Origin of the sequence: Corynebacterium durum, from assembly GCF_030408675.1 — a bacterium.
In the GTDB taxonomy this organism is placed as follows: Bacteria; Actinomycetota; Actinomycetes; order Mycobacteriales; family Mycobacteriaceae; genus Corynebacterium; species Corynebacterium durum.
Window position 1 is genome coordinate 1,920,949 of record NZ_CP047200.1, and the last position, 21,386, is coordinate 1,942,334.

The window sequence follows — 21,386 nt, forward strand, 5'->3', positions numbered from 1 at the left end:
TGCATTACCTTCCTATTCGTTCCATTGCCCGAACCCGTACCGGGGCTGCCCGGGGGTTATCTTCCACTTCCTGCGCAGTTGCCTTCTCAGCACCGCGCGTTACCAGCCGGAACTTAGGGGCCGTGCCCGGCAGCTCCATCGGCAACCCGGGCGGAGATTGCGACTTTGTCATCTCCGCCAACTGTCGCTTCACAATCTTGTCCTCCAGCGACTGATAGCTCATGAACACCACTCGCCCACCAACAGTGAGTTCGTCAGCAATCATGGGAATCACCCGCTCTAGGGAATCCAGTTCGGCGTTCACCTCAACCCGCAGCGCCTGAAACGTGCGTTTAGCAGGATGACCACCGTGGCGTCGAGTAGCGGCCGGAATGGTCGCATACAGCAACTCCACAAGGCGAGCAGACGTTGTGAACGGTTCTTTCTCCCGCTCGCGCAGCACAGCTGACGCAATCTTGCCCGCGAAACGCTCATCTCCGTAGGTTTTCAGTACCCGCGCAAGGTCACCGTGCGAGTAGGTGTTCAACACCTCCGCAGCAGTGATTCCCTGTGAAGGATCCATACGCATATCCAGCGGAGCATCAGTTTTATACGCAAAACCTCGTTCCGTCTGATCCAATTGCATCGACGACACACCCAAATCAAACAACGCTCCTGATACCCCGTAGGTCCGAGCCCGCTCAAACGGCTCCCCCTCACCAGTTTCAATTGCCGTGCCTAGGCCATCAAAACGAGTGTGGTAAAAACCAAAACGCTCGCCGTAAGTGGCGAGTCGTTCCTGAGCTCCTTCAGCGGCTAATCGGTCCCTATCCAGGCCAATTACGCACGCCTTTGGAAAAGATCTCAAGAAAAACTCAGCATGCCCTCCGGCACCTAATGTGCCGTCAACAATGACTGCCTTGTCGCCCATTTCGCGAACAGGGTCTGCAATCAACTCAGTAACACGATCACGCAAAACTGGAACATGCCCGTGCATCTAGGTTGATCACCTCCTCATTCACAAAACAAACTGCCGGGGTGTGCGTAGGGCCCTGCCCGGGGTCATTGATCTGATGTTGGGGAAGTACACCAGAGCAACTCCGCCAAGCAGAGTCCGTACACACACTCCAACCTGCTACAGCAGACCACCCAAAACGTCGTCTTCAGCAGCAGAGAAGGCGGCTTCAGTTTCAGCCTGGTACGTTGCCCAAGCTTCGGCGTCCCAGATTTCCAGAAAATCCACTGAACCGATTACTACACATTCTTTGGTAAGACCCGCGTACTGGCGATGCGCCGCCGACAACGTAATTCGCCCATGTCCGTCTGGACGCTGCTCATCAGCACTGGCCGCCAAGTTACGAATAAACGCTCGCGCCTCGGGGTTCGTGCGAGAAACAGCGGCTGCTTTACGTGCCCGTGCCGCAAACTCCTCACGCGGATAAACCGCAAGACTGTGATCCTGCCCCTTGGTGATCATCAACCCGCCAGCCAGTTCCTCGCGGAATTTCGCCGGGAGAGTCAACCGCCCTTTGTCATCAAGCTTTGGAGTGTAGGTACCAAGAAACATGCTCGGCCCTACCTTTCCTCACTAACTCACTAGGGGCGCTCACCTTGAGGCTTGAAGCCACATAGTTGCGGGCCGATTGAAGCTCAACCGCCCCACCACTGCACCCCACCCTACCCCACTTTGCCCCACCAGCAACACTCAGCACACCATTTAGCAGATTTGACACACCTTTTGACGCTGGTCATACACTATTTTCCCGAGTGGGAGAAATTTTGAAAACAGCCAAAAATTTACCCCCAGCCGCCACTCTAAGTAACAATTTCCCCATCAATATGATTTGCCCTCAAATCCCCCAAAGCACAACATCTACACCCGCGAGCTGGGGATTTGCTGACCAAAATTGGCTGAGCGCCGCCTTAGGTGGGGCAAAGTGGGAGATGTGGGTGGGGAGAAGTGGGAACACAATGAATGCTCAGAAACAGCACAACCCCGACACGAAAAAAGCGGCCCCCGTGGGGGCCGCAGACGGTAGTATGGAATGTTCTAATGTTCGTCGAAGCGACGGCGGAAATTATCCTCCATCCGACTAGCAACACTGCTATTGCTGTCAGCAGGAGTCTGCCTTAGAAAGCGCTGTCGCCTCTCTATGGATTGACGACGTGCCCCACCCTGCAACATCCACATCGCCGCACCAAACATCAACAGGAATCCGACCACACTAATAGTGACAAACCATAAGTTTTGTTGACTTAAGGCAACTCCACCGACCAACAACACCAACCCAAGCATAAAAAGGGCAATGCCGCGGATAGTCAGTCCACCAGTCCGCGATTCTCCAGCAAACGCGCCAGCGTTTTTGACAGCGGCACTAAATTTTGGATCATCAGCCAAAAGGGACTGCTCAATCTCGCGAAGCATCCGCTGTTCCTGCTCTGAAAGAGCCACTGTTCCTCCCATTAATGCTCAGGCAATAGCTTTCTTATGGTGGCAACGTCTAGCGTAGCGCCAAAGTTCCCACCTAATCTACCTAGTGATTACGCCTCGCGCCGAGATCAACCATTTGCTGCCCCCGCTCCATTGCTTTCATACAACTATGCAACCTCAGAAACCCAGCCAGCCTCCGCATCTACTGAATCAAGAAAACCCCGCACACGCTGGACAAACTCACGCACTATAACCGGATCAACCTCGACTTCCATACCGCTAGACACCCGCGAGCGAAGCTTAGAAAAAGCCTTAAAATCAGCCGCCTGTTCCACCCCCGTTTCATCAACCAAAGCTAATTGATCCCACGCCCCGTGCGGTTTGCGCTTACGCTGAGCCACTGCACTGACCGCAATACGCGCACCCGCCGTCCGCAGCGCAGCCTGATATGCAAGTTCCAGCGCGGAGGCTTCGTCGCCCGCACGAAGCGCAACCTGGGACTGCGTGAGCAACACGTGCGCCTTCCCCAAAAACTCCGCACGCTTAGCTTCCCCGCGTCCGCCAAACCGTGTTGTTGCGGAAATAACCGTGGCCATCATCATCTCCTTTCTCCATCTTCCGATCGTGGCCTCACTATAAAATCCCCACCAGACACCACCTCTTCAATTTTCGATCATATGTTCGATAATTATGGCTATGCGCTGCGCTGAGCACCCCTTCCCCTCTCTCTTCTTCAGCGGCAAGACACAATTCATGATGAGATGGAGTAGTGCCTGTAACTATTCACACGCTGTCCCCCACCGAGTTCCTTGATCACTGCCCTCAACTCGTTGATGTGTACATCACTGCCATGGACTACCACCCCAAAGTAAGGGCTGTACGGAACACCGCGTGGCGCAACGCAGTGATGTTCCCGGAGTTTCGCGCGGTCTACGCACTGGATGGATCCAGGATCGTTGGGGTGGCGTATGGGCACTTAGGCCGGGCACAACAGTGGTGGCACAGCCAGATTCGACAGGCAGTCCGCAACAGCGATCCCCGCTCAGTGGCGCTCAACGATTATTTTGAGGTCGCCGAAGTCCACGTTCTCCCCGATTATCAGGGACGCGGTGTCGGCCGAGCCCTACTCACAGAGTTGCTGGCAGGCGTGAATTCCCCCTACGCCATCCTCTCTACCCCAGAAGTCGCCGGGGAAAATAACCGCGCGTTCGGCCTGTACCGTTCCTTTGGGTTTATGGATATTCTGCGCAATTTTCTCTTCCGCGGGGATGAACGCCCCTTCGCGGTTCTCTACCTCCGGCTGGAAAAATCCACAACAGAAAAGTCCCCAGAGTATTAACGAATTGCATCCTGCCCAGCATCGGTTCCCCATGCTGGTGCCATACCCAAATTATGAAGGACTTCTTGGGTAGCGCGAGCAAAGTTAAGGGTCATAAAATGCAGGTCCGGAGCCCCTTCCTCGATGAGGCGTTCGGCCATGGCTGTGGTGACCTCGATACCCACTTTGCGGATCTCATCGCGGTTTTTCTCTTCGTCCCCAGCCGCAGCTCGTTCCAGGCGTTCCTCCAATGCCGACGGCAGCGCCGCGCCAGAAAGTTCGACTTGGCGGCGCACAGACCTCAGACTCGTGATCGGCATCAGACCGGGGATCACAGGTTTGGTGCCGTGTTCGGGATCCGCCGCAGCGAGCCGGTCCCGCAACCGCAGGTAATGGTCCACATCAAAGAACATTTGCGTGATGGAGTACTGCGCCCCGGCGCGCAATTTCGCCAGGGTATAGTACGTGTCGTCTTCAAGGGTGCGGGCGCGGTGGTGCCCTTCGGGAAAAGATGCAATGCCAATGTCAAAGTGCTGGCATTCAGGCATGGCATGCACAAGGTCGATGAGTTCGTTGGCGTAGGAGTACCCGCCATTGGTGGTGCACCACTCGCCGAGGGGGTCCCCTGGCGGGTCGCCCCGCAAAGCGAGAAGGTTGGTCAACCCGAGTTCGGAGTATTCCCGCAGGATGGCGCGAAGTTCGTCTTCAGTATGGTCCACAAGGGTAAGGTGGACGAGCGTGGTAAGGGGCTGTTTGGCCAGTCGCCGGGCGACACGGCTGGTGCGTTCGCGAGTGGATCCTCCGGCGCCGTAGGTGACGGAGACGAAACAGGCACCGAGGTCATGGAATGTTGTAGCGGCGGCCCAGAGGCGTGCTTCCGCGGCGTCGTCACGCGGTGGCATGAATTCGACGGAGAAAGGCACCTGACCGGGACTGCGCAGGGAAATGGCGCGGGAGATAGGGACTTGAAGGTTTGCGGGAATGTTATGGGGGTGCATGCCTGGGTATCTTATTCTTTGAGTAGGCGTAGTGAGTAGAAGGGGTTGTTGGGTTGAGTGCACGCATGGTGACGTTGGATGAGGTCCCAGAAGCGGTTCAGGCCGTATTAGTGGAGTTTTTTGCCCGACAGCGCAACCACCTGGCCGGTATACAACCGGAAGCTGTGGACGTGTTGGAACAGTTTGTGTTGGGTGGTGGGAAGCGGCTGCGACCGTTGTTTGCCTGGGCAGGTTATACGGGCGTGGGTGGTTCGGAGGATCCGCAGGCGGTGTTGCGTGCGGTGAGTTCCTTGGAGTTGATCCAGGCGTGTGCCCTTCTTCACGACGACATTATTGACTCCTCGGATACGCGGCGCGGACGTCCGACGGCACATCGCACGGTGGAGACACGCCACAGGGAACGTGGCTGGTCCGGGGATTCGGCGCATTTTGGCAGGTCTGTTGCTATTTTGTTGGGTGATTTTGCCCTGGCATGGGCGGACGATCTGGTGCATTCATCGGGTTTGTCGGCGGCGGCCTTGCAGCGGGTTCAGGAGCCGTGGCGGGCGATGCGCTCGGAGGTTATTGCTGGTCAACTGCTGGATGTGTCTCTGGAGGCGTCAGGTAGCGAGCGTCTGGAGGATGCGGAGCGGGTGAACCGTTTTAAAACCGCCGCTTACACCATTGAACGCCCGCTGCATATTGGGGCCGCGCTTGCCGACGCCCCGCAGCCCGTGGTGGATGCCTATCGCAAGTTCGGCGCGGATATTGGCGTGGCCTTCCAGCTGCGTGATGATGTTTTAGGAGTATTCGGCGATCCTGCGGTGACGGGGAAACCCGCTGGTGATGATCTGCGCGAAGGCAAGCGCACGGTGCTTGTCGCCTCAGCATTGGCGCTTGCCGACGCCCATAATCCGACCGCTGCTGAAGCCTTACGGCGTGGCATAGGTACAGTAAAAACACCCGAGGAAATTGCGGCCCTCACCGACATTATTTCTGCTACTGGTGCGCGGCAAGTAGTGGAGGACCGCATTGCGGAGCTCACCGCATCTGGTTTGGCTCATTTGGAGGAGGCACAGATCAACCCCGATGTTGCCGAAGCATTGCGAGGGCTTGCGATCAAGGCGACTACCCGCACCATGTGACACGACAGGCAAGATGATGATGAAGGTTTTCCGCACACCACTGTGGCTCGGCGTGATAGGCGCAACGGTGCTCGCCATTGGCTCTTATGGTGGTGGCGCGGTGCGGTATCGCGGCGGTGTGTTGGATGCACTGGGCTGGTCTTTTTTGGCATTTGGCCACGGCGCAGGTATGTTCAACGCGCTGTTTGGTGTGGGGATTGTGCTGATCGTGGTCACGTGGGCACAGCTGGGTAGAAGTCTGTTCTCCACACCTGACGCAGTCACGGCTGATTCCATTCAGCGTTGCGTGTGGGCGTGGATCATTCCGCTGATTTTCGCGGCACCGATGCTCTCACGCGACGTGTACTCGTACCTAATGCAGGGCGCGATGCAACGCGACGGTTTTGACCCCTATTCAGAGGGCGTGTCAGTCAACCCGGGGCCGATGATGCTGGAGGTCAGCCACGATTGGCGCAATACCACCACCCCATACGGCCCGCTGCACTTGGGCATTGGCAACGTGATCACCACCATTGTGGGCGATAACGTGACATTGGGCGTGGTGCTGTACAAGCTGGTATCCATTGCCGGTTTCGCATTGATCATGTGGTCGGTTCCAGCGATTGCGCGGCTCCTCGGTGGCAATCCCGCCTTGGCGATGTGGCTGGGTGTGGCCAACCCGGTGATGTATCTGCACCTGATCGGTGGCATGCACAACGAGTCACTGATGGTGGGGTTAGTGTGCGCTGGCCTGCTATTGGCGCTGCGCCGCAGGTACGTGGTGGGCGTGGCGCTGATTGGTGTGGCTGTGGCATTGAAGGCAACAGCGATTATTGCCATGCCCTTTGTGGTGTGGATGCTGATGCGTTTCATCGCGGCTAAGTGGGACGGGCGTCGATACCCACTGGCGTTTGTGCTGGCCGGGCTGTGGGTGGCTGTGGAGACGATGGTGGCCATCACAGTGGTGACGATTCTCTCGGGGTCTTCCTGGGGCTGGGTGTCGCAGCTCAGTGGCAATTCCAAGGTGATTAACCCCCTCGCGTTCCCATCATTGCTGGCCAGCGTAGCCACGCCGTTTGCCATCTACATCAACGACGACATCACCTTCAACCAGGTGCTGGGCTGGTGCCGCGTGATCTGTCAGGTGCTCATGCTGGCGGGGCTGGTCGTGGTGTGGTGGCGGTATCGCCGCACCGATCAGGACGCTATCAAAGGCACCACGGCGGCCTATGGCGTGGCGGTGGTGTTCAACACGGTGACCTTGCCGTGGTACTACACCAGCCTGTTGTCGCTGATCGGCACATTCCAGCCGTCGAGAAGGCTGGTGGTGTGGACCACGGGGCTATCGATCCTGGTGGCACTCATGTTCACCGGAAGCGGAAACCACAAGTTTTACGATATTCCCTGGGTAGCAGCGGCGGTTTTGGCCTCGTACCTGCTCACCCGGTACATTTTCGGCCGCCACAACATCCCCACTCAAGGGAGTGCTGCTAAAACCCCAGAGCCTGCGCCCGCCGCATAACCTCGCGGGCAAGGTGCCCGTGGAGCGCGTCGATGGGACGGCCCGGCAGGGACTCATCTTCGGTAAACAGGTAGCGCAGAATTTCCGTGTCGTCATAGCCGCCATCGGACAGGACGGCAATCACTCCGGGCACGAACTTGATGATCTCCCCCTCGCTATTAAAGTACGCCTCCGGGAGATAAGAAATGCCATCACGCTCAACCGCAATGAGCTGATGGTCGCCGAGAAGATCGAACAATCGGGTGACCACTACCCCCATGCGTTCCGCGGCGTCGGGAATAGTAATCAGCACTTCATCTACTGGTAGGACATCATGTGCTGCTGGAAAAGAACTCACAATGCTTAATTTACCTCACATTTATGGCTTATTCAGAGTTATCTGGGTTTGATGGACTAGCATATGTGTGACTTTTTCGGCCATACTTGTGGTCATGTCGAAGTTAAATGTTGGTGATCTGCTCGATGGGCGTTATCGCATCGAAACACCCATCGCGCGGGGTGGCATGTCCACTGTCTACCGATGTATTGATACCCGCCTCGGGCGACCGGTTGCAGCTAAGGTCATGGACGATCGCTACATTGATGACCCCATCTTCCGCGACCGCTTCCGCCGGGAAGCGCGATCCATGGCGCAACTGTCGCACCCCTGCCTGGTCAACGTCTATGACACGGGTGAAGACGGCGACCACCTGTTCCTCATCATGGAACTCATCAACGGTGGTACCCTCCGCGAACTCTTAGCTGAGCGCGGCCCCATGCCCCCGCACGCCGTCGCAGCTGTGATGCGCAGCATGCTCACCGGACTCTCTGTGGCGCACTCTGCTGGGATGGTGCACCGCGACATCAAACCAGACAACATCCTGATCAACGGCGATCACCAGGTCAAACTCGCCGACTTCGGACTGGTGCGTGAAACCTCCCAAAACACCGCCACCTCAGACCAGATCATCGGCACCGTCTCCTACCTTTCGCCCGAACAGGTCGAAGGCGGCGACATCGGCCCGGAAAGCGACGTCTACTCCGCCGGCATCGTCCTCTACGAACTGCTCACTGGGGAAATCCCCTTCACCGGCGACACCCAGGTAGCACAGGCATTTAAACGCCTCAACAACGACGTCCCCGCCCCCAGCACCCGCATCGACGGCGTACCACCGCTTTTCGACGCCCTGGTTGCCCAAGCCACCTCCCGCAACCCCGAGGAACGCTTCACCGACGCCGGGGAATTCCTTTCCGCCGTAGACAGTGCAGCAGCCGAACTGTCTCTCCCCGCATTCAAGGTACCCATCCCCCGAAACGCGGCGGCACATCGCGCCACCGAAATTGAGGATGATGCCGCGACGGAAGAATTTGGTACGCGGGAATTTGACGCGGACGAGATGGGTACCGAAGTGTTCAACTCGGGGCCAACCGAAACCTCCATTCTGGAACCAGTTGTTCCCACACCAGCCCCCGCGCAAGCCTCGGCACCCGAAACCCGCGTGGCAGCAGCGACACCCGCACATCAAGCACCTTCTCCCGCTCCGCCTACACCTGTCAGCCCGCCAGGCCCCAAACCCGTGAGCAACCGCTCCGGCATCCGACTCGGTGTGTGGTTGACCGTCATATTCATTCTCACCTGTGCCGTCGCTGTCGGCGGTTGGTGGTTTGGTTCTGGGCGCTACGGCGAGATTCCAGAAGTCATTGGCATGGACCGTGTGCAGGCTACTGCGGCAATCCAGAACGGTGGCTTCGAACCCACCATCCAGCAGGTGTACAACGACGACACCGCCGTCGACCAGATTGTGGGTACCAATCCCCCTTTTGGTTCTAGGGCGGTCCGAGGCAGCAATGTGGCCATTCTCATTTCCCTCGGACGCCCCACCATCCCCACCATCCCCACCGATCACAGCGTAGACCGCTACCGGGCACTCCTCAGCGAACGCACCCTCACCTGGCAGGACGGCGACCAGGTGTACTCCGACGACGTCCCCGCCGGGGGCGTCGCAGAAACAAGCCCCGCAGTAGGCCAAGAAGTGCGCACCGGAACCGCTGTCAGTGTCTCGCTGAGCAAAGGACCAGCACCCGTCGCCGTACCCGACGTCAAAGGACTTTCACGTTCAGCCGCCGAGTCGGCGCTCAAGAGTGCAGGACTGAAAGTCGCGCGTGTCGATGAAGGCTTCATCTCCACCACCCCGAAAGACCACGTGTTTGGTATCCTCCCCGCGCCGGGTACCGAAGTGACGCGCGGTACCGAAGTGGTGATCCAGGTCTCCACCGCCCTCGAAGTCCCCGACATTGTGGGCATGTCGCAGGAAGAAGCCACCAAGAAGCTGCAGGAAGCCGGCATCAAAGTCGACCAGATCAAGCAGGACAACACCACCGGCACCAAAGCTCATCAGGTTGTGGGAACAGCCCCAGGTCCTGGAACCCTCATAGATCCCAGCTCGTCCAGCGTCGATATCGTCGTGGCCAAAAAGGTCAAAGTTCCCAACGTGGTGGGCAGCAAACTGGCCGATGCCAAAGAAAAACTAGAAGAAGCCGGACTCTCCGCCTCAAGCAGCGGGTCCGACTCCTCACGGGTGATCACTCAAAGCCCCCGCGCTGGAAGTGAAGTTGACAACGGCAAATCAGTCACGCTGAAAACCATCGGCTAGGGGCCGGAGATGCTAATTGCGCAGCATCTCCGCAACAAGGAACGCTAGTTCCAGGGACTGCTGGGTATTCAGCCGCGGATCGCAGGCTGACTCGTAACGGCCCGGCAGATCCACATCAGTAATATCCCAGGCACCACCCAGGCACTCAGTCACGTCCTCACCGGTCAGTTCAATGTGAATACCACCCGGGTGAGTGCCCAGCGCGCGGTGTACCTCAAAAAAGCCCTGCACCTCGTCAATCACCTTGTCAAAGTGTCGGGTCTTGTAGCCATTGGACGAAGTGGTGGTATTCCCGTGCATCGGGTCACTCTGCCAAATCACCTTATGGCCCGAAGCCTCCACGGCCTGCACAATCGCAGGAAGCGCAGTGCGCACCTTATCGTGCCCCATGCGGGCAACTATGGCTAGTCGCCCAGGCTCGTAGTTCGGGTCCAAGCGATCCGCGTAGGCCACCGCTTCTTCCGGGGTGATCGACGGGCCGATCTTAATGCCCACTGGGTTGGAAATCATCGCGGCGAAATTCACGTGGAAATCGTCAATGCCGCGTGTACGTTCACCGATCCACAACTGGTGTGCAGACAAGTCATACAGCTCTAAGTCGCCATCCTTGTTCTTTGCCAAGCGCAACATTGCGCGCTCATAATCCACCAGCAACGCCTCATGCGAGCAGTAAATATCCGCAGTGCGCAGATTATCGTCCGCAACACCGCATGCTTCCATGAACTTCAGGCCGCTCTCAATCTCCCCCGCCAATGCTTGATAGCGGGCACCAGCAGGAGAATTAGCCACAAACTCCCGGTTCCACTCATGCAGTCGGTGTAAATCAGCAGTGCCGGACGTGGTGAGGGCGCGCACCAAGTTCATCGCTGCGGATGAGTTCGCGTACGCACGGATCATGCGTGCCGGATCATGACGCCGCGCAGCCTCATCGGCCTCTACGCCATTGACAATGTCGCCACGGTAATTCGGCAGCCCATTCTCATCCAGGTCAGACGACCGCGGTTTAGCGTACTGACCAGCAATGCGCCCCATCTTCACCACAGGGGTAGACGCACCATAGGTAAGCACCACAGCCATCTGCAGAAGGGTCTTCACATTGGCGCGGATGTGGGGTTCTGTGTTCGACTCAAACGTCTCCGCGCAGTCCCCGCCTTGAAGGAGGAACGCGCGGCCCAACGCAACATCGGCCAGCTGTTTTTTCAGTTCCCGAATCTCCGGGGCTACTACAATCGGCGGGACCGACTCGAGAATCTTGCGGACAGTGTCCGCCTGCTTCTGGTCCCAGGTGGGCTGCTGCAGGGCTGTGCGCGCGAGCACATCGTCAAATTTTTCCTGGATACCACTCGGAAGCGGCGGCAAATCGGGAAGCTCTGCTACTGGAATATCAACTGTCCAACTCACGCACTCATTCATACCATGCGCCTGGTAGTTTCATTTAGTTCGGTGGCAGAACGTGGCCCTTCGCACCAATCGGCAACGCAGCCATACATGCCTGGAATTTGCGTACATTGTGGCGCGCATCCTCCAGCGCATTGTGCTTCCCCGATTCAAGATCAGGAAGCTGGGGCTTCCCCGCAAACTCCCAGTACTGCTTCAGCTCACGGGTAAAACGCGGAATGTGTCGAGGCAGCGCAGGCATATCTCCCCACAACTGTGCCAGCACAACATGGTCGTAGCAGCCCACCCACGCCCACAATTCCGCACCACCAGGGACATGCAAGAACTTCTCCAGATCGGTACGGATGGTATCCAGGCTCTTCCACTCGGAGGAATTCGGGTTGGGCAGCTGGTTCAACACGTTGTTGCGCACCCACTCCCCTGCGCGCGCCGGATCAAAGTCTGTTGAGACGGCGTAGTACTCGCGTCCGTCGTCCCCCACGATGCCGATAGAGATGAGTTCGATGGTCTCCCCGTCTTCAATAAACTCTGTGTCATAAAAAAAGCGCACCGTTCGTCCTTTCCAGGTGCTGGTTAAATCCATCTGAACTACACGATACACTGCTTGAGTGCAGATTCTTGAGAAACGGAGTACCGCAGTAGCTGCTGTACTTCTTACACTTGTTGTTGTTGTGACATGGAGCTTGAATTTGGAAAGTTTCAGTCGATCCAGCATTTTGATGTATCACATTGATGTGGCGGTGTACCTGGAGGGTGGTTTGGCGTTCCTTCGGGGGGAGAACCTGTACACGCAGGATTTTGATTTTGGTTCGATTTCCTTGCCTTTTACCTATCCACCGATCTCTGCGATCGTTTTTTCTGCTTTGGCACCGTTTCCGCTGTGGGTGAGCAGTTTGGTGTTCATCGTGGCAACGGTGGTACTGCTGTGGTGGTGCTGTGTGATTGTGCTGCGACATGCAGTCTCTGGTTGGGGCGTGGGGCGCACGCGCATCGTGGCATTGGCGATCCTGCCGTTTGTTGTGGCTTTGGAGCCGGTGCGAGAGACCTTGGGTTTTGCCCAGGTCAATGTATTTTTGATGGCCATGGTGATGGTGGATGTGTTAACAAAGAAGCCATGGCTGCCGCGTGGTTTTTGGATTGGCTTGGCGGCGGCTATTAAGTTAACACCCGCTGTTTTTGGTTTATATTTTTTGGTGAAACGGGATTTCCGGGCCGCTGCGGTCACGATAATGTCGGGGCTTGGTTTCACAGCGTTGGCGTGGGCAATAAGCCCGGAAAATTCGGCGCAGTATTGGCTTCATACGGTTCGGGATCCCAGTCGTATTGGCGGCTTGAGTTATGGGGGAAATCAGTCGTTTAAGGGTTTTTTGGCACGCGTAATGGCGGAGCCTGGTCAGGACGCGGTGTGGCGTGTGCTGGTTGTGGCGACCATCGTGGCTGCAGCGTTGGCAATGTATCGCACAACGTCGCCAGCGATGGCCATCAGCCTGAACTCTCTAGTGGCGTTGTTGTGTTCGCCGGTGTCGTGGACGCATCACTGGGTGTGGTTGATTCCGTTGACACTGTTGACGATTGTTCAGGCAGTGCGCGCGTTCCAGCGGCAGGACTGGGTGACGGTGAGCTGGGCGGCGTCGTTAAGCCTGGCATCGTTGGCGGCGATGCTGGTGGAACCACATTGGGTGCTGCCGCATAAGAACGATACTGAGGCGCTGATGCCGCTGTCGGGGTTGATTATCGGCAGTTCGTACGTATGGATTGCGGTGGCGTTTCTGGTGGTGGCGTTGAGGCGGTCATCGCGGCTGTCGCTGCGATGGACATCCGCCACGATTATCGTCGCCACGGTCCTTGTATTCGCCTACACCTTCAGCGAGACGCTGCGTATCCGGCATTTCCTAGTGTTTGAGGCGCTGCGGAGCACCTCCCTCGACGGCGTGTTCACACACCCGCTGAACGCCACCCCGCTGGTGATATTCCTGGGTAGGCCGCTGGCGTCGCTTCGACTGGATTTCGCCAGCACCATGCTTGTGATGGCAAACATGGTGGCTTTGTATGTTGTGGTGGTGGCGTTACTGCGACACCTCCGCCTGCCTATCGACGGCCCACTCCCCCTCGCCGCCACCGCCGTTGCGGTGATCAGCCATCCTGTGCGCGATACTTTGATGGGTGGGCACTGGACCCTGATGTTCCTGGCACTCATCGTTGCCGACGTATTCCTGCCAACAGTCCGATGGCCGCGCGGCCTACTCAGCGGCATCGCCGTCGCGCTGGGCGGCGGATGGCCGTTGCTCTCGGCGGTGGCCGCGTTTTCTGCACTGAAGAACTACCGCGCAATCGGCATCGTATTGGGCAGCTGTGCCGCCTCCTTCGGACTGGGTTTTGTGGTGGCCAGAGAGACCACGCTGAGCTACCTCCACACTCTGTGGCACTGGCCGGAGACCATCCTCGCCGCGTTGACGGGCAGCATCAACAACACCGCCTACGCCATGGTTGCTCGAGCGCTGGGTGGATCATCCACACTGAGCTGGCTGATCATGGTTGTTGTGGTACTGGCGGTGGCACACTTCGCTGCTCAACGTGCCGGGGATCGGTATGTGGCTGCGGCGTTTGGCTTATGTCTGCCCGCCCTGGTACTGCCATATTCCACAGCTACGGTGTGGGTGCTGTTACTTCCACTGGTGGTGTTACTTGCGCGGTGGAACCCCATCGCCACCGCGTTCGGGGCCTATCTTCTGTGGTTCGAGTGGTTCCCCGGGCGACTGGACTACATCTATGGCGGCATCCGGGGTGAATGGTGGTTACCACCGTTTGAGGTTTTTGCCAGTGCCCCGGCGCTTTACTTGCTGGTGCTGATGCTTTTGAGCTTGGGCGGGAAAATCGCCCAGCCAAGTACTGGCACTTTGGCCAAGAAATGAAAACCTAGTGAGCTTACTGCGCTGCATGCCACACAGAGCAGTACTCCGAAGGTGGACGACGCAAGGAAGGTAGGCGCGTCGGGCTGGAAGGGCTTCACGCCGTCAAAAAGCAGAATTTCAAACAACAAGGACACGCCGAATGCATGGCCGATGTAGATGACCAGGGTGTGTTTCCCCAGGAAGGAGAACACAGCCTTGGTGGCGGGGATTTTTGAGAGGACCACGGCCAACAAGACCGCAGCCGGGAGCATTCCGATGCGGACAATGAGCTGCACAATGGTAGTTATGTCCACAACATCCAACAACCAACCGGTGTACGGGACGATAATGTCCTGGCCGCCATTGGTGTAGTGGTAGATCAGCCACATATGCCCCACCACGAACAACCCAAGCACCGGAAGTGCATAGCGGTAGTCAGTGCACACTGCGGCGTATCGGGTGATGGCGGGACGCAGCGTAGCGCCAATCATAAACATGGGCAGATAGGCCACAATGTGGTAGCCCATTACCGGGGTGTAGGGAAACAGCAGGATGATCAGCGGGGTGAAGGACAAAGCCAAGGCTATCCACCGCGGTAGTTTCGCAGTGGCCCACAAGTAGATGGAAAACAGGATAAGGCAGTTGAGGAACCAGTACATGGTGGTGCCGTCAAGCGTGGCTGTGATGTAGGCGCTTGGGGGATGGATGGGATCGCCCAGGTACCGCTCCCAGATAGTGAACCGCGCTTTGAGTTCCAGCGGGGTCCAGATGAGTAATGGAACAAGGAAGAACCACAGCCGGAACATGAACAATTCCCTGAAGCTGTAACGCATTATTTTCACAGAAAAATATCCGCTTACAAGGAAAAATAGAGGCATGCGTAACGGGGCAAAAAATTCATTCACTGCTGCTATTGGGGTATCCATACCACCAGGCACCACTAAACACGCGTGCAATACAACAACACCGATAATGGATAAACCTTTGGCCACATCAGGCCAGTCGAGTCGTGTTTTTACTGTTGCTGCGGGGCGTTGGGTTAATGATGCCACGCTAGTCATAGCTCTCCTCACAAAAGCGCTTTTGAGGCATAGAATATGCGCCCCAAAAGCATGTGCTGCTTATCCTAGGCAAAAGTAGTGCCGAGATAAAATCGATAGCACTACCGCTCACGCGATATGCCCCCAAAATAGGGTGGCTCGATCTAGGGGTTATGCGGGGAGCTATCTCCACCCTCAGCGAGGGCTTTCTTCACCTCAGCCGCGTACACATCCGCGTACTCCTGCCCGGACAGCTGCTGCAACTGGTGCATAATGTGGTCAGTTAACGCTCGTATAGCCTCATAGCTATCCCGCTCCAACCCACGATTATTAACAAACTCGATGGGATAGATAGGATCGCCTACCTTCACCCGCACCTTACCCGGACGCGGAAACCATGTGCCAATCGGGTTGACGTCTCCCGTGCCGATCATCGCCACAGGAATAACCTGAGCGCCAGACGCCAACGCAATGCGCGCCACGCCAGTTTTCCCTTTATACAAGCGACCATCGGGCGAACGTGTCCCCTCAGGGTAAATCCCGAAAAGATCGCCATCGTTCAGCACCTCAACCGCCGTATTCATAGCGTCTTGCCCAGCACTGGCGGATGTGCGATTAACCGGGCGCGACCCGCTACTAGTAAAAAACCATTTCTGCAGCCTACCCACCAGCGTTGTGCCATTAAAATACTCTGCTTTAGCCAAAAACGTAATTTGTCGTGGGCACAGCAGCGGCAAAAAGAAGGAATCCATCACCGACTGGTGATTAGAGGCAATAATAGCTGGACCGGCGGACGGAATATTATCTACGCCAACAATCTCCGGGCGGTTGTACACCCGCAGGAAAGGACCAAAGATAATGTTTCTAAATATCCAATACCATTTATTTTGCATTACTTTTCTTCCTGCTAGACGGTGAGTTGACGCGCCAAGTCGGCCACTCCGATCATGCCCGCGTCGGCCCCCAACTCCACGGTGCTCAGTCGCGCCATCGGACGGTGCCCACTTCCCACAATACGTTGAGCAAACTCTTTTCGGGCCATATCCAGATACAGCGCGGCATCCGTGGAGACTCCTCCACCAATCACGATCAGCTCCGGGTCCAACACATCCGCAACGATGGACAAACCCTCACCCAACCACGTTGCAAACTGCTCCACCGCAGCCAGCGCCATTGGATCGCCTTTTTTAGCTTCGGCCATCACCATGCGGCCCGTCATCCGCCCCGGCGGATACTCACCAAACGCGCCGGAGTCCATCAGCTCCTTCGCTGTATGCTCCAGCGCTGTGCCCGAACAGTAACGCTCCAGGCATCCCCGCTTCCCGCAGGCACATTCCCGCCCCTCGGGTACGACGGTCAGGTGACCAAACTCGGGAGCGGTGCCAAATGCGCCGCGGTAAATCTCACCATTGATCATCAACGCCCCGCCAATGCCGGTGCCAATGGCAAAAAGCGCCCAGACGGAAGCATCCTTCGCAGCGCCAAAACGGTACTCCCCCCAGGCTGCGGCGTTAGCGTCATGTTCTAGGCGCACAGGAAGCGCCAGGCGATCCTCCAGGATCTCCTTCACAGGGGCATCGCGCCACGCCAGGTGAGGCGCAAACCGTACCATCGTGCATTCGGGATCCAAAAACCCGGCGATAGCCAAGCCCACGGCATCCACGTCGTAGTTTGCGCGGAGCTGCTTGACCACAAACGAGATGCCTTCTTCCAATCCCTTGGGGCTATCAGGTGTCGGAACATGTGCCGAATCAATGATCTGACCACGCCCGTTGACCACAGCCCCTCGAAGGTTGGTTCCGCCAATGTCAAAACCGATGGTCAACGGACCCGGCTGCTGTGACATCCTGACACTCTACTTCCCACGCGCGACAATAACCTAGCCAGTATAAAGCACCTCACGCAAACGGGCACCCATGATCCTCCATGTCCAGCAGGTTTCCACGTGTTGACGCCCAGCGGACCCGAGCCGGTGACGCAGCGCGGCGTCGTCAAGCAATGTCACCAGCACCGACTCCAGCTCAGCCTGGTCGCGACCATTCACTACAATGCCCGTTTCAGAAGTCACCGTCTCTGGCGCACCGCCTGAATTCCCCGCGATCACGGGGATACCGCACGCCTGCGCCTCCAAATACACAATGCCTAGGCCCTCCACATCCAAGCCCCACCCACGGGTGCGCGCAGGCATGGCAAACACATCAGCCTCCCGAAGCACCTGCAGCATCTGCTCGAACGGTAACCGCCCCAAAAACTGCACGGAATGCCCCAGGTCGGCGGCGCGGCGTCGTAACGCTTTCTCGTAGGAACCCCCACCGACCAGCACCAACTGGGCATCTGGGTGCTGGCGCAACACCGCCGGCATCGCAGCAATCAGACTATCCTGCCCCTTCCGCGGCACCAGACGCGACATACATACCACCGTTTCCCCCTCCGCTTTCGGCGACAACGGGGTAAACAACTGCGTATCGACGCCCGACGGCAACCGCACGTACCGAGGGTGCGGCCCGAACGCGCTACGGAAACGCCGGAGTGTGTACTCAGAAATGTAGGTCACCACATCGCAGGTGTTACCAATGCGACGCAGACATTGCCTGGCACCAGGAAGCATCGACCAGCCAACTTCATGTCCATGCGTCGAGGCCACCACGCGATGCGCACCCGCTTTCCGCGCAGCAGACGCCATCAACGCGAGTGGCGCAGCAGCCCCGAACCACACCACCTCAATCCCGTACTTTTTGATAAGCTGCGCCATCTTCCGGGCTGTCGGCGGCGTTGGCAGCATCATCTTTCGAGGCCAGCGCACCACCGTATAAGGCACACTCGCGTCATACTCCCTGGCCGCCTCCTCATCTTGTGTGGAGGCAAAAACAACCACATCGCTCGGATCAAGCTGATCCACGAAATCACGCAGATACGACTGAATCCCACCCACCGTGGGCGGGAAATCATTGGTGACCAGCAAAACCTTCGCCATGGGCGACCATTCTAGTCGCCGCTAATAGCGCCGCGCACCGTAAAATGGCATGGAATCCACACCCACGACCTGCACCGGAATCCCATAGTCCGAGGCATGAACGAGCTTGCCATCACCCACATAGATGCCGACGTGTGTGGCACCCGGATAGTATCCCACCACGTCCCCAGGCTGCAGCTCCGCGCGACTCACCGGAGTGCCTCCACCCATCTGAGCTTGCGACGTCCGCGGCACCGTCTTGCCCTGCTGCTGAAACGCCCAGTACACAAGACCAGAACAGTCAAACTCGGATGGCCCAGTGGCACCCCACCCGTATGGTGCCCCTAGCTTGGTCATCGCGGCCTGCACCGCAGCCATACCCGCCGGATTAATGCCCGTAATGCGAGCCATATCTACCTCAAGCGGACCGTTCTTTTGAATCCACCGCTGGCGGTCCGCGTCACTCAAGCCGTCAACTTGCTTACGGATACCCTCCGTTTGCTTCTTCAAATCCTCCTGTTGCCTATCCAAATCCTTCTTATGGCTTTGCATCTCCCCCAATTCAAAATCCGCCTGAGCTGCGGCACGCGAGGCTCGGTTGTGCTCCGCAGCTGCCTCTTCAGTCGCATGCAGCAACCCCTCCACCGTCGATTCGGTCCGCTTTGTCCTAGAAGCCAAATAGGCGGAACGATCAATCGCGCTCTGCGGGTTCTTTGCTGAAATGACCGTAGTAATCGGATCCACAGCGGCACCCCGATACTTTGATGCAGCCAAGCGATTGACCTCTGTCTGCGTCGAATCCACCAAAGACCTAGCTCGTTCGGCACACTCTCCTGATGCCTTGACCTCCTGCCTCAAGGAATCAATGGATTTTTCCTTGCCGGTGAGCTCTTCCTCCAGATGCTTGACTTCCTCATTCTTGGCCTCCACCTCGCGGGAAACCTTCTCCATCTGTGCAATAAGGCTATCCACCTGGTCCGGGTCAGCGGCGGCCGTGAACTGGCTGCCCACCGTAGACCCTAGCGTTGCCGCAGCGACAATCACCGCGCACGACGATCGACGTAACCACAGATTGCATACCACGAGCACACCGCCTTTGATGAAAAGACAACAACTTCAAACAGAGATGATCATAACAAATGGCCATCAACACAAATGAACGCCCCGACCACATTAGTCGAGGCGTTGCACAGTAATGCGCTTGTTTTAGTAACGCACTGCAGAGTGGAACGGCATGTAGTCCATGGAGGTTTCAGCCAGCGGCTTGCCCTCAGTAGTAGCGTGGATAACGGTGCCGTGACCGGTGTAAATACCCACATGCGATGCACCAGAGTAGAAGGCGACGATGTCACCAGCCTGCAGGTCGTTGCGGGAAATCTTGGTGCCTGATGCTGCCTGAGCCTGGGAGGTACGCGGAATGTCCTTGCCAACCTGCTTGTAGGCCCAGCTGGTCAGACCAGAGCAGTCGAAAGAGTTCGGGCCGGTAGCGCCCCATACGTAGGGGGAACCAATCTTGGATGCAGCAGCGTCCACGATGGCCTGCCCCTGGCCCGCTGCCGGGGCAGCCGGACCGGAGGTTGCCGGCGAAGCCTCAGCAACAGCGGTGTAGTTCACCTGCTGACCCTGTCCAGCCAGGGAAGGCACCCACTGATTGACGCCAGGAACGGCGTTGATGTTGGGGACGTTTTCCAGGCCATCAACCTGGAAAGTCATGCCTGTGTTCGGAACGACAACCTCGGCGGCCTGCGCCGGGTTGGATAGAACGGCAGTTGCGCCAATGGTTGCCGCAGAAGCAAATGCGGTCTTCTTTACAAGTCCTACCTCGCGGCGGCTGTGCTTACCCACGAATGAATCTCCAAATCTTCCTGTTGTTCGCCTACCGGGTTAGCTGTCGGATTCGGAAGCGGAAGCCACCTACCTCACGTCCACACCGTCTCTGGTGCTCTCCGAAAGGATTCACCCCAGATGGGAATCTGGTTCCCCGGTTCTCCCCAGCCACTACACTGGGTTGATTAGGCATATATTTTTCGTTTTCATCAGCGATCGCTCCCCTCTCACCCTGCTGTAGCAGTATGAGTGAAGTTGCCGCCTGCAAGACATAGGTTACGAAACTATAACGAGACTGTCCAGCGAATCGCCGAAAACAATCCCGTTATCAAACCGTTATCAATAATGGAGCTTAAGCAAAAGCCAAAAGTCTCAATTAAAACTTTAGGCTTGCGCTGGTGGGGCATGGTAGAGCCCACTCCACCCCATATGCAGGAGATTTGCTGATATTTGCACCCCAAAATCCTATAGCTCACGGCAACATAACACCCACAACAAGCACTAAGAAAGCTCCAGGAAAAGATTTTTGTGTTCCTAATCACACACTGCCACCGCTACCCCCTTTCAGATGTGCTACGCAGGTAATACCATGGGTGTAGCAAGCACACACTACCGAATGCCTCGTCCATCTGCCCTATACATCGCTGCACTTCCTACAAAAGTTACCCAGCAGACACCCATACTTTGCCCCTCAACACGTTCCCGCAGGCTCCACAGCACACAAAACGAGGCACCTTAAGCCCTTTCCAAGCCCTGCGGCGTTACAGCGCCTCTAACAACGCGACGACACAGCAAAAGCCCACCCCACACAACATGTGAGGCGGGCTTTAGGTTACGCAGCGCACGTCGCGCTTGAACCATAAAACGTTATGCCTTTGCCTTCCCGCGTTTGAACACCATCGCATCCAAGCCAAACCGTCCACTTCCGGCAGCAGCAAAGAACAGCAGCACGAGTAGCAGTACGAGCGGGTACTCATAGCCCCCGCCATCGACAGACAGGAATCCATCTTTGAGGTGCACAAAGTAGATCGCGCCTGCCATCACCACGGAAAGAAGCAGGGAAACAATATTAGTACCCAACCCAACAATGAGCAGGATGCCGCCAATCAACTCAACATATCCCCCAAAGTACGCAGAAGCTGTAGGGGAAGGGATGCCCATGCTGGCGAAGAAACCAGCAACCTTGTCAATGCCATTGGTCACGACCTTATCCCAACCGTGCCCAACAAAAACGACGCCAATACCGATGCGCAAAATAAGCATCGCACATTCTTTTAAGTTTTGCATAAGGTG

At 57.2% G+C, this 21,386-nt stretch carries 20 protein-coding genes and 1 riboswitch; of the genes, 5 read left to right on the plus strand and 15 right to left on the minus strand.

Annotated elements, in window-relative coordinates; all coding sequences use genetic code 11:
* Positions 1 to 4: 4 nt before the first annotated feature.
* The 4 genes from rsmH to CDUR_RS08940 form a co-directional block, all read right to left on the minus strand.
* Positions 5 to 976 carry a 16S rRNA (cytosine(1402)-N(4))-methyltransferase RsmH gene (rsmH, locus tag CDUR_RS08925; protein ID WP_179417938.1) on the minus strand — a complete coding sequence of 324 codons (972 nt, stop codon included), beginning with the start codon at positions 974 to 976 and terminating at the stop codon, positions 5 to 7.
* 138 nt (positions 977 to 1,114) lie between these two features.
* On the minus strand, positions 1,115 to 1,546 hold the full coding sequence (gene mraZ / locus CDUR_RS08930; protein ID WP_006063906.1) for a division/cell wall cluster transcriptional repressor MraZ: 432 nt from the start codon (positions 1,544 to 1,546) through the stop codon (positions 1,115 to 1,117).
* A gap of 483 nt (positions 1,547 to 2,029) precedes the next feature.
* Positions 2,030 to 2,431, minus strand: coding sequence for a DUF3040 domain-containing protein (locus CDUR_RS08935; protein WP_040360134.1), 402 nt, complete (start codon positions 2,429 to 2,431; stop codon positions 2,030 to 2,032).
* Positions 2,432 to 2,577: 146 nt separating this feature from the next.
* Positions 2,578 to 3,012, minus strand: coding sequence for an SAV_6107 family HEPN domain-containing protein (locus CDUR_RS08940; protein WP_006063909.1), 435 nt, complete (start codon positions 3,010 to 3,012; stop codon positions 2,578 to 2,580).
* 167 nt (positions 3,013 to 3,179) lie between these two features.
* On the opposite strand from CDUR_RS08940, the gene CDUR_RS08945 reads away from it, so the two are divergent.
* Positions 3,180 to 3,749, plus strand: coding sequence for a GNAT family N-acetyltransferase (locus CDUR_RS08945; protein WP_179417939.1), 570 nt, complete (start codon positions 3,180 to 3,182; stop codon positions 3,747 to 3,749).
* Here CDUR_RS08945 and metF read toward each other — a convergent pair.
* On the minus strand, positions 3,746 to 4,726 hold the full coding sequence (metF, locus tag CDUR_RS08950) for a methylenetetrahydrofolate reductase [NAD(P)H] (protein WP_179417940.1): 981 nt from the start codon (positions 4,724 to 4,726) through the stop codon (positions 3,746 to 3,748). The genes CDUR_RS08945 and metF overlap by 4 nt on opposite strands.
* Before the next feature lie 65 nt (positions 4,727 to 4,791).
* Here metF and CDUR_RS08955 point away from each other — a divergent pair, with 65 nt between their 5' ends.
* Positions 4,792 to 5,850, plus strand: a complete 1,059-nt coding sequence (locus tag CDUR_RS08955; protein ID WP_179419091.1) for a polyprenyl synthetase family protein — start codon at positions 4,792 to 4,794, stop codon at positions 5,848 to 5,850.
* Between the two features lie 13 nt (positions 5,851 to 5,863).
* On the plus strand, positions 5,864 to 7,351 hold the full coding sequence (locus CDUR_RS08960) for an alpha-(1->6)-mannopyranosyltransferase A (protein ID WP_006063914.1): 1,488 nt from the start codon (positions 5,864 to 5,866) through the stop codon (positions 7,349 to 7,351).
* On the opposite strand, the gene CDUR_RS08965 is transcribed toward CDUR_RS08960, so the two are convergent.
* Complete coding sequence (locus CDUR_RS08965) at positions 7,320 to 7,688, minus strand: Rv2175c family DNA-binding protein (protein WP_040360140.1); 369 nt, start codon at positions 7,686 to 7,688, stop codon at positions 7,320 to 7,322. The genes CDUR_RS08960 and CDUR_RS08965 overlap by 32 nt on opposite strands.
* 94 nt (positions 7,689 to 7,782) lie before the next feature.
* Here CDUR_RS08965 and pknB point away from each other — a divergent pair, with 94 nt between their 5' ends.
* Positions 7,783 to 9,984: a Stk1 family PASTA domain-containing Ser/Thr kinase gene (gene pknB, locus CDUR_RS08970; protein ID WP_179417941.1), complete on the plus strand. Its 2,202-nt coding sequence runs from the start codon at positions 7,783 to 7,785 to the stop codon at positions 9,982 to 9,984.
* Between the two features lie 12 nt (positions 9,985 to 9,996).
* Here the strand turns inward: pknB and CDUR_RS08975 are convergent, their stop codons facing one another.
* On the minus strand, positions 9,997 to 11,385 hold the full coding sequence (locus CDUR_RS08975) for a class II 3-deoxy-7-phosphoheptulonate synthase (protein ID WP_179417942.1): 1,389 nt from the start codon (positions 11,383 to 11,385) through the stop codon (positions 9,997 to 9,999).
* Between the two features lie 34 nt (positions 11,386 to 11,419).
* Positions 11,420 to 11,932 (minus strand): polyadenylate-specific 3'-exoribonuclease AS, encoded by a 513-nt coding sequence (locus tag CDUR_RS08980; protein ID WP_179419093.1) that lies wholly within the window; start codon positions 11,930 to 11,932, stop codon positions 11,420 to 11,422.
* A gap of 58 nt (positions 11,933 to 11,990) precedes the next feature.
* Here CDUR_RS08980 and CDUR_RS08985 point away from each other — a divergent pair, with 58 nt between their 5' ends.
* A complete protein-coding gene (locus CDUR_RS08985; protein WP_179417943.1) occupies positions 11,991 to 14,294 on the plus strand; it encodes a glycosyltransferase 87 family protein in 2,304 nt (767 codons plus the stop codon).
* On the opposite strand, the gene CDUR_RS08990 is transcribed toward CDUR_RS08985, so the two are convergent.
* From CDUR_RS08990 to CDUR_RS09020, 7 genes are all read right to left on the minus strand, one after another.
* Positions 14,216 to 15,334 (minus strand): acyltransferase family protein, encoded by a 1,119-nt coding sequence (locus CDUR_RS08990; RefSeq protein ID WP_179417944.1) that lies wholly within the window; start codon positions 15,332 to 15,334, stop codon positions 14,216 to 14,218. The two genes, CDUR_RS08985 and CDUR_RS08990, sit on opposite strands and share 79 nt — an antisense overlap.
* A gap of 143 nt (positions 15,335 to 15,477) precedes the next feature.
* Positions 15,478 to 16,206, minus strand: a complete 729-nt coding sequence (locus tag CDUR_RS08995; RefSeq protein WP_179417945.1) for a lysophospholipid acyltransferase family protein — start codon at positions 16,204 to 16,206, stop codon at positions 15,478 to 15,480.
* Positions 16,207 to 16,220: 14 nt separating this feature from the next.
* Entirely contained in the window at positions 16,221 to 17,159 is a 939-nt protein-coding gene (locus CDUR_RS09000; protein WP_179417946.1) for an ROK family protein, read from the minus strand.
* 33 nt (positions 17,160 to 17,192) lie between these two features.
* Positions 17,193 to 18,287 (minus strand): glycosyltransferase family 4 protein, encoded by a 1,095-nt coding sequence (locus tag CDUR_RS09005; RefSeq protein ID WP_179417947.1) that lies wholly within the window; start codon positions 18,285 to 18,287, stop codon positions 17,193 to 17,195.
* Positions 18,288 to 18,308: 21 nt separating this feature from the next.
* Entirely contained in the window at positions 18,309 to 19,355 is a 1,047-nt protein-coding gene (locus CDUR_RS09010) for an NlpC/P60 family protein (protein ID WP_290207301.1), read from the minus strand.
* A 117-nt stretch (positions 19,356 to 19,472) separates the two neighbouring features.
* A complete protein-coding gene (locus tag CDUR_RS09015) occupies positions 19,473 to 20,111 on the minus strand; it encodes a C40 family peptidase (RefSeq protein ID WP_179417948.1) in 639 nt (212 codons plus the stop codon).
* Positions 20,112 to 20,123: 12 nt separating this feature from the next.
* Positions 20,124 to 20,295: riboswitch (cyclic di-AMP (ydaO/yuaA leader) on the minus strand.
* A 665-nt stretch (positions 20,296 to 20,960) separates the two neighbouring features.
* The gene (locus CDUR_RS09020) at positions 20,961 to 21,380 is read right to left on the minus strand and encodes a DoxX family protein (protein WP_006063927.1); all 420 of its coding nucleotides are present in this window, start codon (positions 21,378 to 21,380) and stop codon (positions 20,961 to 20,963) included.
* Positions 21,381 to 21,386: the final 6 nt, after the last annotated feature.